The sequence below is a fragment of the Streptomyces sp. NPDC015171 genome, assembly GCF_043079545.1.
Taxonomy (GTDB): Bacteria; Actinomycetota; Actinomycetes; order Streptomycetales; family Streptomycetaceae; genus Streptomyces.
Genome location: NZ_JBIBUO010000003.1, coordinates 730,089 through 745,179 on the forward strand (window position 1 = coordinate 730,089; position 15,091 = coordinate 745,179).

The following is a 15,091-nucleotide window of genomic DNA, read 5'->3' on the forward strand; positions in this document are numbered from 1 at the left end:
ACGCCCTGGCACCGCACCTTCCGCACCCCGGGCAGATCAGACGTAGCGGACGCCTTCTCGACCGCTGGGCCGGGCACGTCGACCTGTGCTCCCTATATAGCCACTCCGGTCCGCGGGCGGCGCACATGCGCGAGTGTCGCCGCGTACAGGAGGAGGAACGCCGCGGTCACCGTGGCCAGGAGCGCCCAGGACACCGGCCGCCAGCCGGGGACGCCGGTTCCGCGGAGCCAGCGGATGAGGAAGTTGCCGCCGGCCGCGACCGGGAACGAGAAGAGCCAGTAGCCGTAGTGGAACGACGGCTGGCGCAGGTCCGGCAGCAGGAAGACGACCACCAGCAGGGTGAAGAGCACCAGGCCGGCGAAGCCCTCGCCCACGGCGTCGAACATGCCGTGACGGGCCGACGTCCAGGCGAGTCCGCCGGTGGCCGGCGGGATGACCAGTACCGCGAGGGTGGGCCGGGCCGGCCCCGGCATGCTGCCGCCGTGGGCGACCAGACCGCCGAGGACGACGGTGCCGAAGGCGAGCCAGTACAGGACACCGACGGCGAAGGCCGCCGCCGCGACCTGCGGCAGGTCCAGCGCCGACGCGGTGGAGCTGGAGATGAACGGGGCCGACACCACGGGCAGCAGATACCCCGGGTGCAGCGGAGCGGAGGCGAGTCCGCCGGTGACCCAGTGCGCCAGGAGGCGCGCGGCGATGATCGCGGCCGCGGCGGCGAACACGGCGTACGCCCATCGGGCCGCGTCCAGGTCGTAGCGCGAGAGATGCCCCATGACCAGCATGCCGACGATGGGGACGTAGGCGAGCGTGAAGCCCTTGCCCGGGTGGTGCAGGTCGTCGAGGACGTTGCGCCACCGCCCGCCGCCGTGCCGTACGTACTGCACCAGCAGGGCCGCCCACACCAGGCCGCTCAGGGCGAAGAGGGCGTCGCTCACCCACGGGCGGGCGCCGAGGGTCTGCGAAGCGGCCTGCCATGCGCCGCCGAGCCCGGCCGTGCCGAGAGAGATCGACTGCAGGCTGATCCTCTCCGCACGGACGTCGGGCGCGACGCGCCCGACCACTGCTGCTTCGTCTGTGCCGACCGACTGCATGGTGGCCTTTCCTGCTCCGCTCCGGAGCCGATGTCGCTCATTGTGGGGAGATGGCCACCAGGCGTGGGGGTCGCTCGGGGTGCCGTGGGATGGGACGAGACTACGACATAACTGTAGCTCATACGATTATGTCGTGTCCCGAGTGGCATCCCGGGGCCGCCGCGTCAGATCGTCATCGGCTCCTGCAGCCAGCGGCTGATCCGGTACGGCAGCCACCAGGCGAGCGGGCCGACGTCCAGGACGAGCTTCTCCGTGCGGAAGTCGTCGAGGACATCGGCCGGCACGGAGTCCGCCGGCGCCCCGTACGCCAGACGCTCGATCGTGTCCTCGTAGTGCGGCTCGTCGGCGGTGAAGCGGCGCAGCTCCCCCCAGCGGCGGTCCCGGATCTGCACGAAGCCGGGGCCCTTGCGCCACAGGCACTTGCACAGGTAATGGCCCTGCTGCCAGGTGCGCAACGCCTCGCCGGCCCCGGCGGGACCCTCGATGCGGCGGGGTGGCTGGAGATGGCTGAGCACCTTCCAGACCTCGTCGGCCCCGGCGGGGAGCCGCAGGTCCCACTCGACGACGACGGCTCGCGCGGTCAGATCCCGCACCAGGCTCAGCGCGGCCACCGCCTGCCCGGCCCGCTCCGGGTCCCGGCCGGCGGCGACGTCCACGGGCGCGGGCAGCCGGACGCGCCGGGCGCCGAGCTGCCAGAGCCGCTCGCTCTCGCCCTCCGGCGGTCCGGGCAGAACGAGTTCGCCCAGGAACATGCCGGGGAGTTCGCAGGCGGCGGGATCGTAGTCGCGCCAGGCGAGGACGGCGGGCGGACTCAGGGTGCTCGTGCCGTTCATGGTCGTACTCCTCCTCGGGGCGCGGTCACGCATGCACGGGCTCGGCGGGCTCGGCGGGCTCGGGCCGCGACGCGTGGGTGTGGCGCATGAAGTCCAGGCGCAGCAGGTCCTCGTTCACGGCGGCCGGGGCGATGTGCACGTACTGCCCGCCGTCCGTGAAGACGATCCCGAGCAGGACCCAGCGGTCGAGGAGGCGCTGCACGCCGGCCTCGTCGCGGGCGGCGCCGGGCTCCTTGCGCCCGGCCTTGCGGGTGAGGGCGGCCACGGCGTGCGGCTGGTCGAGCAGGCGGAAGACGGCCACCTCGAAGGGGTCGGTCAGTTCGGCCGTCCGCCAGTCGAAGGCGCGGCGCCGCGAGACGAGAACGATCCGGTCGCCGAGATCGGTGTGGGTCAGCCGGGCGTCGGCGTGGTGCTTCTTCCACGCGGCCAGCGCGTCGTTGAGCGCGGTGACGGTCGGCTCGCCGATGCCGCGTGCCGGTGCCTCGAAGACGTAGGCGAGGTCGTACAGCTCCTTCTCCGGCAGATCGTAGGTGAAGCGGTAGTGCTCCTCGGGCCTGAGGCCGGTGAAGCCGAGTTCGGGGCGCTCGAAGTACGGGCTGAAGCGCTCGATGGCGATCCGGGCCGACAGGTCGACCGGGGGATCGAGGTGTTCGAGCGCCGGTATCTGGGCGATCACCGGGTCGTAGTCCTGGGTGGTCTCGCCGGGGAAGCCGTGCAGGTAGTTCCAGGCGACGGACAGGCCGGTCTCGGCTCCGTCGCGCAGCATCCGGACGTTCTGGCAGCCGCTGACGCCCTTGTCCATCAGATCCAGGACCTGGTGGTTCAGCGATTCGATGCCGGGCTGGACGTAGATCATCCCGGCGTCGGCGAGGGTGCGGAGCTGGGAGCGGCGCATGTTGGCCTTGATCTCGATGTGCAGCCGCAGGTCGTACTCGCTCTCGATGATCCGGGGCAGCACGGTCGTCAGATAGCCCATGTCGAGGATGTTGTCGACGACATACATGTCCAGGACCCGGTGGCGGCGGGCCAGTTCGATGATCTCCTGGTAGAAGGTGTCCGGGCTCTTGGAGCGGAACTCCATGAACGAGCCGTTGAGCCCGCAGAAGGTGCAGTGGTGCTTCTCGCCCCACCAGCAGCCGCGGGCGCCCTCGACCACCAGCTTCGGCTCGACCCAGTGGCGGGCGGCGGAGGCGGCGAGGCGCTCGAAGTAGCCGCTGTAGTCGGGCGGCAGGATCGCGGCGGGCGGCAGCGGACGCGTGGCCATCGCGTTGGCCAGGCTCTCGCCGCCGGGGCCCCGGTGGCACAGGCCGGGCACCCCGTCGAGGTCGGAGCCGTCGGCGAGCGCGGTGAGCAGCTGCGGGAAGGCCGCCTCGCCCTCGCCCCGTACGACGTGGTCCACGAAGGGGAAGTTGCGGTGCACGGCGGCGCCCTGCGCGCCGTCGCAGTTGGCCCCGCCCAGGACGGTGACGATCTGCGGGGCGAGCTGCTTGACCCGGCGGGCGGCCGCGAGTGCCGCGGCGTTCTGCTGGAAGGTGGAGGTGAACCCGACGACATCGGGCGCGTGCGCGACGATCCGCCGGGCGATCTCGTCGACGAACTCCGGCACCACCTGGTGCAGCGCGTGGGTCATGGCCATGCGCGACTTCTTGAGTTTCCCGCGCATCACCGAGGTGAACTCCTCCTCGCGCCAGTGCGGGTCGTCGTAGAGGGCCGAGGAGAACACCCAGTCGCCGCAGCCCATGAAATAGGACGACAGCGCGTAGTACTCGTAGTCGTCACCGGTGAACTCGGTACGCGCGGTGATCCAGTCGGTGAATTCGAGATTGGCGTGCAGGACCTCGGCCTCGGCGCCGGGCACGCGTTCGTCCACGCTCCGTTTGAGGATTCCCAGCGCGAGGGACGGAAGGTCGATGGGCGACCAGGGCATGTTGACCAGCAGGACACGCATGTCGGCTCCTCGGAAGGGGGGGACCGGCCGGCCCGGCGGTGCACCGCCGGGCCGGCCGGCAGGGGTCAGTCCTCGTCCGTGTCCTCGGCGTTGCGGAACGGGACGGTGACGGTGATGCCGACGCTCGGCTTGCGGTTCTCCTCGTCACCCGCGAGCGGGTCGTTGTGGATGATGTCCTTCTGCATGGGTCCTTCTCCTCTCCGTGGTGTGTACGGCGGTGTGGTGCTCCCCGCTCCGGTCGGAGTCGGGTGTCTGGGGGCGGCGGCGTGCCGGGCCGCGCAGTTCCCGGTCGAGGAAGACCACGGCCCGGCGCAGCACGGTGACGTGGTCGCCGCCGTCGTAGCCGTCGTGGCCCGAGTCGAGCCACAGCGATTCGTGCCGGGCTCCGGCGGCGCGCAGTGCGGCGAGGTAGCCGCGGATCTGACCGGGCGGGCACTTGGCGTCATGGGTGGCGGCGGCCACCAGCAGCGGATCGCGGACCTCGGCGGCGTAGTGGATCGGTGAGCTGCGCGCGTAGCGCTCGGGGACCTCGTCCGGGGTGCCGCCGAAGAGCCGCTCGTCCAGGGCACGCAGTGCGGGTGTGGTGGTGCGGTGGGCGGCCACGCTGTCGGCGACCGGCTTGACCGCGACGCCCGCCTGCCACAGTCCGGGGCGGGTGCCGAGGGCGAGCAGGACGAGGTAGCCGCCCCAGGAGGTGCCCCACAGCCCCACGGCGTCGGGGCGGACCAGCCCGCGTGCGACCAGGTCGGCGCGGACGGACGCCAGGTCCTCGACCTGGGTGAGGCCGACTCCGCCGCGGAAGGCACGCCGCCAGCGCGGCCCGTACCCGGTGGAGCCGCGGTAGTTGACGCGGGCGACGGCGAAACCGGACGCGACCAGGGAGTGGACGACGCCGTCGTAGGCGTCCCGGTCGTGGTCGGCGGGTCCGCCGTGCACCAGGAACACCGCCGGGACCGGGGCGTCCGGTGTGCCGGGCAGGCTGAGCAGGGTGTGCACGGGCCCGTCCGGGCCGGGCGTCCACACGTCCCGGTGGGTGCCGGGGAACGGGTCGGGGAGGTCGGGCAGCACGGGCAGCGCGGTGCCCCGGGTGGAGCACAGCCGTGGGGGCCGGTCGGTGGCCGTCCAGAGGTAGTGCAGGTCGCCCCCCGGGCGGGTGGCGGCGTCCAGCAGGGTGCCCGGCGGGGTGGGGACGGGGGTGAGGGTGCGTGCCGTGAGGTCGGCGCGGTGCAGGGTGGAGGATCCGTGCCGGTCCTGCCGGACCAGGACGGTGCCGCCGTCGCCGTCCCAGCGGGCGGTGACCTCCGTGTCGAAGGCGCACCAGTCGTGGGTGGTCAGCCCGGTACCGGGCCGCCAGGACGCCAGGAGGTAGCGGTCGTCGCACTCGCGGACGAGGAGCAGCTCCTGCGCGCCGTGCCCGGCGGGGGCGAAGCCCAGGGACCACAGCCGGCCGGTGCCGTCGCCGGGCAGGACGGCCCGTACGGCACCCTCGCGGGTGAGCACGGTGACGGTGCCGGCACCGGCGAGGGCGAGCAACCGGCCCTCGGGGGTGATGCCGGTGAGCGTGACATGGCCCTCGACCCGGGCCACCGTGCGGGCCGTGCCGCCGCGGGGGCCCACATGGACGGTGGTCGCGTGGCCGTCGCCGGCCGCGACGGCGACGGTGCCGCTGTCGCTGACGGCGAGGCCCCGGGGGAGTCCGGGCGGGACGTTCGTCAGCCCGGGCCGGTCGGGTCCGCCGGCGAAGGGCTGGAACCGCCAGTGTCCCGCCCCGTGTTCGTCCTCGTCGAACCACCACACGTGCGCGTCCCGGTCGATGGCGCCGTGCAGGGTGCCCCGGGGGCGCCGGGTGACCTGCCGGGCCCGGCGGGCGGCGGCGTCCCAGGTGAACACCTCGCACCGGCCCTCGGCGTCGGAGGTGAAGACCATCCTGGCCGGGTCGGCGGCGCACACCTCCGGCAGCGCGGCCCGGTACACCTGGTAGCCGCCGCTCATCCGGCGGCCTCCGCCGACAGGACGCCGCGCACCGCGCGCCGGGAGCTGTGGGCCGCGAGCAGGGCCAGCAGCACACCGCAGACGACGGCGGGCGCGGCGGGGGAGACCCGTGCGGCCAGGGCACCGGCGAGGACGGGCGCCAGCGCGGCGGCGCCGGTGGTCGCCGTCGCCAGCACCGCGCCGGTACGGGCCTGCAGCGCGGGCGCGGTGGCCTGCAGGGCCCGGGCCTGGAGCACGATGGACGCGAGCGGCATGAGCAGGCACACCAGGCCGAACAGCAGCCCGTACGCCCACGCGCCCGTGAAGACGGCCGGCGCGGCGGCGAGCGGGACCAGCAGCCAGGTCACGCCGGTGACGACCTGGGGAGCGCCGAGGCGCCTCGCCACTGTCGGGGCGGCGAGCGCGCCGGCGAGACCGGCGGCGCCGGAGAGGGCGAGGATCGCGCCCAGCACGGCACCCGGATGGCCCTGTCCCCGGAGGGTGAAGACGGCTCCGTAGTACAGCGCGACCACGACGGCGTTGACGGTGGTGGCCCAGATCAGGACCAGGCGCAGCAGCGGGGAGCGGCGTACGAGCCGCAGCCCGGCCAGGCTCTGCCGGAGCAGGCTCTCGCCGGGCTGCCGGGTCTCCGTGGCCGTGAGGTCGGTGCGCATGGCCGCGACACAGACCGCGGTGACGACGTAGGAGAGGGCGTCGGCGAGGAACGGCAGCGCGCGAGCGGCCTGGTAGAGGACTCCGCCCAGTGCCGGGCCCGCGATGAGGGCACCCTGGTCGGCGGCGCTGAGCCGGGCGAGGGCCCGGGGCTGCTCGGGGCCGGGGCAGACCAGCGCGACCGTCCCGCGTGACGCCGCCTCGAAGGCGGCGGTCGCCAGTCGCTCGACCAGCACGGCGGCGAGGATCAGGCCCAGCGGCGGCCTTCCGGTGGCCAGGGCGAGGGCCACGCAGCCCATGGCGAGCGCGGAGACGGCCGCGGAGCCGAGCATCATGCGCTTGCGGGCGCCGCGGTCGGCGGGCAGCGCGACGAGCGGGCCGAGGAGCAGCCCGAGTGCCGTGGAGACACCGGCGATCAGGCCGACGGTCTGGGGCGAGTGGCCCAGCCCCAGCAGGAGCAGCGGCAGGACGGTGCCCGAGGCCTGGCTGCCGATCCCGTCGGCGGCGTTGGCCCACCACAGCAGCCGGAAGTCAGACGTGTCCGCCCGTTGGTGGGACGGTCGTGCGGGTGACACTGGCCGTTCCACGAAGCACCTCACCGATGTGGCGAAATTGTGCGGAAAGTGTGTCCGGAGCGGAGCGAGCGGGATCGTAATCGAGCGCGAAGAAGCGTCACAAGGGTCCGAAGTGCGTGGCTGGATTCATGCCATGGGGAGATGGCGGAGGGCCGATCCGCCACAGGAGCGAAGAGGGTCTGATCATTCCGTATAGGGGACGGGGGTCGCCCCCGCTCGCCAGGGAAAACGCGCGGCGGCTCCCGTCCCCGGCCCGGGAGCGCGGGGCTCGCGGGCCGGGACGAGGGGCGGCCCGTCCGGGCCGCGGGGGCACCGGCGGCGCGATGCTTTCGTCCGAGAATCCCCGCCGCCGTCGCCGCGGCAGCCGGTCTTGGGCAGGGGGCTGTGCTGTGGTCACGGGTGTCGGCGGCGAGGCTCGCCATGGGGTGCCCGCGATGGTCGCGTCGGCTTTCCGGACGAGGCGGCCGCGTGGAGTCTCCGTGGCGGTTGCGCGCGCCGGGCGGGGCACCAACCATGGACGGGAGGGGCGTGTCCGCCCCAGGCCGTCATCACCCCCCAGCCGTCGGTGTGATCCCACCACGGGGTCCCGGCCCGCACGCGTGCCCGTGACATGGAGCGAACATGACCGAGCTTCCGCCGCCCATCACGCCCTACCTCGAACCCGCCGCGAAGGAACTGGCCGAGGCCACCGACCCGCACCCGCGGATCTACGAGGTCCCCCCGGAGAAGGGCCGGGACATCCTGGCCGGCCTGCAGAGCGACACCAGCGTGCCCCGCCCGGACGTCGCCGAGGAGTGGGTCGACGTGGACGCGGGCCAATGGGGCACGGTCCGCACCCGCATCATCCGGCCCAAGGGCGTGACGGGCCCGCTGCCGGTGGTGTTCTACATCCACGGCGCCGGCTGGGTCTTCGGCGACGAGAAGACGCACGACCGCCTCTTCCGCGAACTCGCCGTCGGCGCCGACGCCGCGGGTGTCTTCCCCGTCTACGACCGGGCCCCGGAGGCGAAGTACCCCACCCAGGTGGAGCAGAACTACGCCGTGGGGCAGTGGGTCATGGAACACGGTGCGGAGCACGGCCTGGACACCTCACGCATCGCCGTCGCCGGCGATTCGGTAGGCGGCTGCATGGCGACCGTGTTCGCGCTGATGAACAAGGAGCGCGGCGGGATCGACCTCAAGGGTCAGTGCCTCCTCTACCCGGTGACCGACGCCGGGTTCGACACCCCCTCCTACCACCAGTTCGCCGAGGGCTACTACCTCACCCGCGACGGCATGAAGTGGTTCTGGGACGCCTACACGAGCGACGACGCCCAGCGCGCCGAGGCGTACGCCGCCCCGCTCCAGGCGTCCCTGGACCAGCTCCGCGGACTGCCCACGACCCTCCTCATCACCGACGAGGCCGACGTGCTGCGCGACGAGGGCGAGCAGTACGCCAACAGGCTGCGCGAAGCCGGCGTGGACGTCACCGCGGTCCGGGTGGGCGGCATCGTCCACGACTTCATGCTCCTGGACAGCCTCCGCGACACCCGCGCCACCAACGTCGCCCGCAGACTCGCCGTCGATTTCCTGAAGACGGCGCTGCACGGCGACTGACGGGCGACGCGGCGCCCGTCCGGGGACCGAGCCGGCCAGGAACGGCGTCGCCACCTGCCGGGTGCCCGATGCCGCCAACTCCCCCTCTCTGAGGAGGAGCCGCCCTCAACATCCCGGGAAGCCGCCCCGAAAACCGGCGCAGCGCCTCCTCATCCGGCGCCCGGAGCGCTTCCCGCTCGCGGGTCCCAGAGTCCTCCGGCCTCGCCGCGGTCCAGGTGCTCGGCGTAGACACCGACCTTCCACGCGATGAGCGAGCGGCAGTCCTCCAGCGCCCGGATCCGCGCCTCGACGCGCTGCTGATGGGCATCGAGGAGCCGCAGGCGTTCTGCCTCGTTGCCCGGCCCCTGCCGGACCAGTTCGGCGAACCGCTTGAGGTCGGCTAGCGGCATGGCGGACTCGCGGAGCCTGACGCAGATCAGCAGCCAGTCGACATCCGCGGCGGTGTAGCGGCGCCGGCCCCCGGAGGTGCGCCGGACCGGTCCGACGAGCAGGCCCTCGCGCTCGTAGAAACGCAGCGCGTGCACGCTGAGTCCGGTCCGCCCGGCCACCTCGCCGATGCTCAGCGGCTCGGGCTCCTCACGGGTCTCGGCGGTCGTCATACCCCCAGGCTACGACTTGATCCAGACCTCGCTCTAGATCGTAGCGTCGTCGACATGACCACCACTGAACAGCGGCCGCTCGGCTCGCCCTTCTCCGCCGCGACCACCGCCGAGGACGTCATGGCAGGCGTCGATCTGACCGGTGCGTGCGCCGTCGTGACCGGGGGCTCCTCCGGACTCGGGCTGGAAACCACCCGGCGCCTGGCAGCCGCCGGAGCCCGGGTCGTCGTGCCGGCCCGGCGGCCGGACGCCGCCCGCGCCGTGCTCGCGGAGGTGCCGGGGTGCGAGGTCGTTCCCATGGACCTGGCCGACCTCGCCGGAGTCCGCGCCGCCGCGCGACGGATCAAGGACCTGCTGGACCGGCTCGACCTCCTGATGGCCGTCGCGGGGGTCATGGCCACTCCCGAGCGGCGCGTCGGGCCGGGCTGGGAAGGCCAGTTCGCCGCCAACCACTTCGGGCACTTCGCGCTCGCGTGCGAGCTCTATCCGCTCCTGGTGGCCGCCCAGGGCGCGCGCGTCGTCGTCAACAGCTCCGCCGGACACACCCTGACCGACATCCGCTGGCACGATCCGCACTTCCGCACCGGCTACGACAAGTGGCTCGCCTACGGCCAGGCCAAGACCGCCAACTCCCTTTTCGCCGTGCGTCTCGACACCCTCGGACGTGGCGACGGCGTCCGCGCGTTCGCCCTCCACCCGGGCAAGATCATCACCGGCCTCCAGCGCGAGATGACGTCGCGGGAGCAGATCGACCGCGGCTGGGTGGACGAGCACGGCCATGTGATCGGCGCCGGCTTCAAGACGCCGTCCCAGGGTGCCGCCACGGGCCTGTGGGCAGCCACCTCCCCGCTCCTCGACGGCCGTGGCGGCCTCTACCTCGAAGACTGCGACATCGCGCCCGTCTCGGCCCCCGACGCCCCCATGGACGACGGCGGCGTCCGCGCGTACGCCGTCGCCCCCGGCCCTGCCGCGCGCCTCTGGGACCTGTCCCTCGCGGCGACCGGCGCCACCCCCGTCACCCCCCTCACTCGGTGAACCCGCCCCGGGTGCGGCGGACTTCCCCGGACTTCCCCGCCATGGTGCCGGGCATGTCGCGCCAGCTGGCTCACCGTCGGCGGCACCGTCGTGACCGGCGACTCCACCTCGGCCACCGCCTGGCCACCCCGCTTCCACGGCCCACCGGACCGGCCCCGACGCCACTGGCTCGACCACCCGGACCCGCGCGAGCCACCGAACCGCGCCGCCGCCCTGAACGAATCCACCCGCGCCGGCGTCGACGCACTGTGAACACTCATCTGTCTGATCGACGTCGTGTGGTGGCGGGGCTCGTCGGGGTTCTGGCGATCCTGACGGGATGTTCGGCGTGTTCGGCGTCAGGACCGCCCGGGGCGGAGACCGTCACGAGGAACGAGCCGATCACCCGGCCGGTGACGGTCGAGGACGACGGGCGGACCCTCAGCGTCATGGTGATGTCAGGCGGCTGCGACGGCACCCCCCGCCTGCGGGCCTCCGAGGCACCCCACACCGTCTCGCTCACCGTGCGGATCCCCAGCCGGACCGGAGCGGACGTCGTCTGCCGGGCCGACGCGCGCCTTGGCCCGGTACGCGCGACGCTGCACTCCGACCTCGGTCCGAGGACGGTGAACGACGGGACGACCGGCCGTCGACTCCCGGTTCACGGACGGTGAGCAGGCCGGTCGCGGCCTGAGGCCAGATGCCGGGACGTCACCGTCCGACACCGGGCGCCGGCGGCGGGAGCGTGGCGAACAGGGCGTCGAGAGCGGGCCGGTAGGCGTGTTCGGCCGGGGCGGCGAAGCCGATGAGCAGACCTGCCGGGCGCCCGTCGGGGTCGATGTGGAGTTCGGTAAGGCCGCGCAGGGCCACTCCCCGACGGGCGCACACGGCGAGGATCTCGTCCTCCGGCGGCCAGCCGGCGGGGAGGGACACGAGGGTGTGCAGGCCGGCGGGGACGCCGTGGGCGGTCAGGCCGGCCACGCGGCCCACGCGGGCCAGGAGCAGTTCCCGTCGGCGGCGGTAGCGCAGGCGGGCGGCCCGGACATGGCGGTCGTAGGCGTGGGTGGTGATCAGGTCGGCGAGGATGAGCTGGGTGAGGCTCTCGGTGTACAGATCGGCCTGCTGCTTGGCCGCCACCACCGGTTCCACCAGCTGGGGCGGCAGGGCGAGCCAGGCGAGGCGCAGGGCCGGACCGAGGGTCTTGGACGCCGTGCCGCAGTAGACGGTCCGCTCGGGAGCGATGCCCTGGAGGGCGCCGACGGGCTGGCGGTCGTAGCGGTACTCGCCGTCGTAGTCGTCCTCGATGACCAGCCCGCCGGTCGACCGCGCCCAGGCGCCGACGGCCTGTCGCCGGGCCGGGTGGAGGGGCACGCCGGTCGGGTACTGGTGGGCGGGGGTGAGGAGCACGGCGTCGACGCCCGGGGCGAGGGCGTCCACACGGGCCCCGCGGGCGTCGACGGGCAGGGCCGGGGTGGCGAGTCCGGCGCGCTGGACGACGGAGCGGAAGACGTCGTGACCGGGATCCTCGACAGCCACCGAGGTCGCACCGTGCCGGGCCAGCACACCGCTGAGCAGGCTGAGTCCCTGGTAGTACCCGGAGGTGATGACGATGCGGCCGGGGGTCGTGACCACCCCTCGGGTGCGGCCCAGGTAGTCGGACACCGCGGTACGCAGTTCGATCCGGCCCTGCGGGTCTCCGGCGCCGAGGGCCGCTGCGCGGGAGCCGGTGACCACCCTGCGGGTGGCGGCGATCCAGGCCCGGGCGGGGAAGGCGCCGACATCGGGAAGGCCCGGGCGGAGGTCGTGGCGGGGGCCCGCCGGTGCCGGTGCGGCCGAGGCGGACGGCACGGTCTGCGGCGGTACATCGGCCACGGTGGTGCCCGATCCCGGCCGGGTGGTCAGGAATCCCTCTTCGACGAGCTGGTCGTAGGCGGCGGTCACCGTGCCGCGGGAGAGCCCCAGTTCGCCGGCCAGCCCCCTGGTGGAGGGCAGCAGGGTCCCCGCGGTGAGCCGCCCCTGCCGGATCGCGTCGCGCAGCGCCGACTCCAGACCGCAACGGCGGCCGCCCGAGGCGTCGAGAGCGAGATGCAGGTCGACGCGCGAACCGGACCAGGATTTCGGCATGGAACCGGATCTTATCTCCGGTCCGGTACCCGCCTAGCCTCAAGATCCAAGTGACCAGCGGACCCACAGACGCCGGGAGGCACCCCGATGACCGTGATCGCCCACCTCAGCGACACCCACATCGACAGCGCGCCGCGCAGCATCGAACGGACCCGGGCCGTCATGCGCTACCTGGAGGATCTGCCGTACGACCTGGACGCCGTCGTGGTCACCGGCGACGTCACCGACCACGGCCTGCCGGACGAGTACGAGCGGGCCCGCCGCCTCTTCGCGTCACGGCACCCGGTGCTGTTCTGCCCCGGCAACCACGACAGGCGCGACGCCTTCCGCCGTCACCTGCTGGCCCAGGACGGTGCGACGGCCCCCGTCAACCAGGTGCACCGGAGCGCGGACGTGGTGATCGCCCTGTGCGACTCGTCCGTGCCGGGCGAGGACGAGGGCCTTCTCACCGACGACACCCTGGCCTGGCTGGAGGACGTACTGGCCGGGACGCCGGACCGGACGCCCGTGCTGATCGGCTTCCATCACCCGCCGACGCGCTTGCACGTCCCGTTCGTCGACGGCATCCGCCAGTTCGGCGCGGAGCGGCTCGCCGCCCTCGCCGGCCGCCACCGGAACATCGCGGGCTTCCTGTGCGGCCACGCCCACACCGCGGCGGCCACCGTCTTCGCAGGACGCCCCCTGCTGGTGGCCCCCGGGGTCGTCTCCGCCCTCCGCCTTCCCTGGGAACACCGCGCCACCCCGCAGGACCATGTCCACCTTGACCAGCCGCCCGCGCTGGCGTTCCACGTCCTGGACGACACCGGCCGGCTCACCACGCACTACCGGTACGTCGGCATGTGAGCGCGCCACTTCTCCTGCGCTCCGGGGGAGTTCGAGCAGGCGGCCGACGGCAGGCCGGACGAGGCGGCGGCGGAACCGGAATCCGGCGCAGGCCCGCACCGCGACGGCGCGTCCGTCTCGCCCACCGGAGCCCGACAGAGATCACTTCCGCGATGCGGGGTGCCGGAGGGGGATATCGGATGGCCATCGGGTCATGCCGCCGGCAGGCTGGGGTCATGGACGCCCGGTTCAGTGACGTACCCAGGTATCCCTGGCTCGGGGACCCGATCGACGCCCGCGCCCTGTTCGCGCCGGAACACACCGCGCTGATGGTGATGCCGCGCGGTCTGGCGCCCGCCGACTGGAGTCAAGAAGCGGTGCCGTGCTGGACCGTCCGGGATCTCGTCGCCCACCTCCTCGGCGACTTCTACGGGCGCCTCGCCCGCGGCCGTGACGGACACCGGGAAGGCCCCGCCTTCGCGCCGGGTGAAGCACTGGAGACGTTCATCCACCGCGTCAACCAGGAGTGGGTGGAGGCCGTTTCCCGGGTGAGCCCGGCGGCGCTCACCGACACCGTCGGCCTGATGGGCGGTCAGGTCGCCGAGTTCTTCGCGGCGACCGACCCCGGTGCCCCGTCGCTCGGCGTGTCCTGGGCCGGGGCCGACCCGGCACCGATGTGGCTGGACAGCGCCCGGGACTTCACCGAGTTCTGCACCCACCGCCAGCAGATCCGCCATGCGGTCGGTCAGCTCACCGATCCCGGTCCGCGACCCCTGTCCGTGGTCCTGGACACCTTCATGCGGGCTCTGCCGCACACGTCGCGCGACGTCGACGCGCCGTCCGGCACCCAGGTCCAGCTGCACATCGACGGCCCGGCGGGCGGCACCTGGACCGTGACGGCCCCCGGGCCCCGTTGGTCACTGGCGCGGCCGGACACCGTACGCCCCACCGCGCTCGTCCGCCTGGACGCGGAGACCGCCTGGCGGCTGTGCACCCGAGGCATCGGCCCGGCCACCGCCCTGGCCCGTGCCCGGATCGACGGCGACCGCGGCCTGGCCGAGGCCGCCTGCCGGATCGTGTCGATCATCTACTGACCGCGGCCCCACCTCGCGGCCCCACCTCGCGGCCCCACCTCGCGGCACCGCCCAGGGCATCCGCCGACGGGCCCCTCCCGACCGGCCCGCGGCCCGCGCCGGGGCGGCGGCCTGCCGGTCACACCCTGTTGGCGCGGGACTCCGCGACCGCTGACTCCCACCTGATCTCGCCGTCCTGCCAGTGACCGGTGGGAGCCAGACCGGCGGCGGAGGCGACGGCGGCGGAGGCGTGATGATCCGGATGAATGTGCGCACGGATCACCCGCACGCCTTGCTCCCGCAACCAGGAGACCAGCCCCTGTGCCGCCTCGGTGGCGATCCCGCGCCCTTGCCACGGAGTCCCGACCACCCACGCGACCTCGGCGGTCCACCCGTGCTCCGCGGCAGTGATCGTCGCCTGCACCGTCCCGGTCAGACACTTCTCCTCACGGAGCCGGATCACCCAGTTCCACCAGGTGACCGAGGGATCGGGCGAGCCGGCCACCAGGCGTGCGTACCGTGCGCGCAGAGCCTGCGCGGAGTGCGGGGAGCCGCCGACGAAGACATGGAGCGCGGGGTCCGCGAGCACCTCGGCCATCTCGTCGGCGTGCGCCACGGCGAGCGGCACAAGGCTCACCCGCCCGGTCTCGACAGTCCCGGTCTCCATGCCCTCCACGCCGTCTCCTGTCCGTTGTCCGTCCGTCCCCGCTGCCCGTCCGACACTACGTGCCGTCACGAGCGCTCATTCACCACGCCCCCGAGGTCCTCGGCAC

The 15,091-nt window shown here is 73.5% G+C and carries 14 protein-coding genes; 6 read left to right on the forward strand and 8 right to left on the reverse strand.

From position 1 onward, the window contains the following. Positions 1 to 92: 92 nt before the first annotated feature. The 5 genes from ACF073_RS11415 to ACF073_RS11435 form a co-directional block, all read right to left on the reverse strand. Complete coding sequence (locus tag ACF073_RS11415; RefSeq protein WP_392068637.1) at positions 93 to 1,091, reverse strand: hypothetical protein; 999 nt, start codon at positions 1,089 to 1,091, stop codon at positions 93 to 95. A gap of 164 nt (positions 1,092 to 1,255) precedes the next feature. After that, positions 1,256 to 1,924: a DUF5825 family protein gene (locus tag ACF073_RS11420; protein ID WP_392068639.1), complete on the reverse strand. Its 669-nt coding sequence runs from the start codon at positions 1,922 to 1,924 to the stop codon at positions 1,256 to 1,258. A gap of 25 nt (positions 1,925 to 1,949) precedes the next feature. Then, on the reverse strand, positions 1,950 to 3,872 hold the full coding sequence (locus ACF073_RS11425) for a RiPP maturation radical SAM C-methyltransferase (protein WP_392068641.1): 1,923 nt from the start codon (positions 3,870 to 3,872) through the stop codon (positions 1,950 to 1,952). A 144-nt stretch (positions 3,873 to 4,016) separates the two neighbouring features. Continuing rightward, entirely contained in the window at positions 4,017 to 5,864 is a 1,848-nt protein-coding gene (locus tag ACF073_RS11430) for an alpha/beta fold hydrolase (protein ID WP_392068643.1), read from the reverse strand. After that, a complete protein-coding gene (locus ACF073_RS11435) occupies positions 5,861 to 7,090 on the reverse strand; it encodes an MFS transporter (protein ID WP_392068645.1) in 1,230 nt (409 codons plus the stop codon). The genes ACF073_RS11430 and ACF073_RS11435 overlap by 4 nt, the downstream gene beginning before the upstream one ends. A 621-nt stretch (positions 7,091 to 7,711) precedes the next feature. Here ACF073_RS11435 and ACF073_RS11440 point away from each other — a divergent pair. Continuing rightward, positions 7,712 to 8,686 carry an alpha/beta hydrolase gene (locus tag ACF073_RS11440; RefSeq protein WP_392068646.1) on the forward strand — a complete coding sequence of 325 codons (975 nt, stop codon included), beginning with the start codon at positions 7,712 to 7,714 and terminating at the stop codon, positions 8,684 to 8,686. Between the two features lie 149 nt (positions 8,687 to 8,835). On the opposite strand, the gene ACF073_RS11445 is transcribed toward ACF073_RS11440, so the two are convergent. Beyond that, on the reverse strand, positions 8,836 to 9,285 hold the full coding sequence (locus ACF073_RS11445) for a MerR family transcriptional regulator (protein WP_392068648.1): 450 nt from the start codon (positions 9,283 to 9,285) through the stop codon (positions 8,836 to 8,838). A 54-nt stretch (positions 9,286 to 9,339) separates the two neighbouring features. Here ACF073_RS11445 and ACF073_RS11450 point away from each other — a divergent pair, with 54 nt between their 5' ends. The 3 genes from ACF073_RS11450 (at position 9,340) to ACF073_RS11460 (ending at position 10,973) form a co-directional block, all read left to right on the forward strand. Next, positions 9,340 to 10,320 (forward strand): SDR family NAD(P)-dependent oxidoreductase, encoded by a 981-nt coding sequence (locus ACF073_RS11450; protein WP_392068650.1) that lies wholly within the window; start codon positions 9,340 to 9,342, stop codon positions 10,318 to 10,320. 90 nt (positions 10,321 to 10,410) lie between these two features. Continuing rightward, a complete protein-coding gene (locus ACF073_RS11455) occupies positions 10,411 to 10,572 on the forward strand; it encodes a hypothetical protein (protein WP_392068651.1) in 162 nt (53 codons plus the stop codon). Between the two features lie 140 nt (positions 10,573 to 10,712). Continuing rightward, entirely contained in the window at positions 10,713 to 10,973 is a 261-nt protein-coding gene (locus ACF073_RS11460; RefSeq protein WP_392068653.1) for a hypothetical protein, read from the forward strand. A 37-nt stretch (positions 10,974 to 11,010) separates the two neighbouring features. Here ACF073_RS11460 and ACF073_RS11465 read toward each other — a convergent pair whose 3' ends face one another. Then, positions 11,011 to 12,423: a PLP-dependent aminotransferase family protein gene (locus ACF073_RS11465; protein ID WP_392068655.1), complete on the reverse strand. Its 1,413-nt coding sequence runs from the start codon at positions 12,421 to 12,423 to the stop codon at positions 11,011 to 11,013. 87 nt (positions 12,424 to 12,510) lie between these two features. Here ACF073_RS11465 and ACF073_RS11470 point away from each other — a divergent pair, with 87 nt between their 5' ends. Beyond that, positions 12,511 to 13,266, forward strand: coding sequence for a metallophosphoesterase (locus ACF073_RS11470; protein WP_392068657.1), 756 nt, complete (start codon positions 12,511 to 12,513; stop codon positions 13,264 to 13,266). 215 nt (positions 13,267 to 13,481) lie between these two features. Beyond that, a complete protein-coding gene (locus tag ACF073_RS11475) occupies positions 13,482 to 14,339 on the forward strand; it encodes a maleylpyruvate isomerase N-terminal domain-containing protein (protein WP_392068659.1) in 858 nt (285 codons plus the stop codon). A gap of 118 nt (positions 14,340 to 14,457) precedes the next feature. Here the strand turns inward: ACF073_RS11475 and ACF073_RS11480 are convergent, their stop codons facing one another. Next, positions 14,458 to 14,985, reverse strand: coding sequence for a GNAT family N-acetyltransferase (locus tag ACF073_RS11480; RefSeq protein ID WP_392068661.1), 528 nt, complete (start codon positions 14,983 to 14,985; stop codon positions 14,458 to 14,460). Positions 14,986 to 15,091: the final 106 nt, after the last annotated feature.

What these genes read in the sequence shown, in the direction of transcription:
- ACF073_RS11425 (WP_392068641.1), bottom strand. Translation starts at nt 3,872, where the DNA reads ATGCGTGTCCTGCTGGTCAACATGCCCTGGTCGCCCATCGACCTTCCG.
- ACF073_RS11475 (WP_392068659.1), top strand. Translation starts at nt 13,482, where the DNA reads ATGGACGCCCGGTTCAGTGACGTACCCAGGTATCCCTGGCTCGGGGAC.
- ACF073_RS11480 (WP_392068661.1), bottom strand. Translation starts at nt 14,985, where the DNA reads ATGGAGACCGGGACTGTCGAGACCGGGCGGGTGAGCCTTGTGCCGCTC.
- ACF073_RS11430 (WP_392068643.1), bottom strand. Translation starts at nt 5,864, where the DNA reads ATGAGCGGCGGCTACCAGGTGTACCGGGCCGCGCTGCCGGAGGTGTGC.
- ACF073_RS11445 (WP_392068648.1), bottom strand. Translation starts at nt 9,285, where the DNA reads ATGACGACCGCCGAGACCCGTGAGGAGCCCGAGCCGCTGAGCATCGGC.
- ACF073_RS11465 (WP_392068655.1), bottom strand. Translation starts at nt 12,423, where the DNA reads ATGCCGAAATCCTGGTCCGGTTCGCGCGTCGACCTGCATCTCGCTCTC.
- ACF073_RS11470 (WP_392068657.1), top strand. Translation starts at nt 12,511, where the DNA reads ATGACCGTGATCGCCCACCTCAGCGACACCCACATCGACAGCGCGCCG.
- ACF073_RS11440 (WP_392068646.1), top strand. Translation starts at nt 7,712, where the DNA reads ATGACCGAGCTTCCGCCGCCCATCACGCCCTACCTCGAACCCGCCGCG.
- ACF073_RS11450 (WP_392068650.1), top strand. Translation starts at nt 9,340, where the DNA reads ATGACCACCACTGAACAGCGGCCGCTCGGCTCGCCCTTCTCCGCCGCG.
- ACF073_RS11420 (WP_392068639.1), bottom strand. Translation starts at nt 1,924, where the DNA reads ATGAACGGCACGAGCACCCTGAGTCCGCCCGCCGTCCTCGCCTGGCGC.
- ACF073_RS11415 (WP_392068637.1), bottom strand. Translation starts at nt 1,091, where the DNA reads ATGCAGTCGGTCGGCACAGACGAAGCAGCAGTGGTCGGGCGCGTCGCG.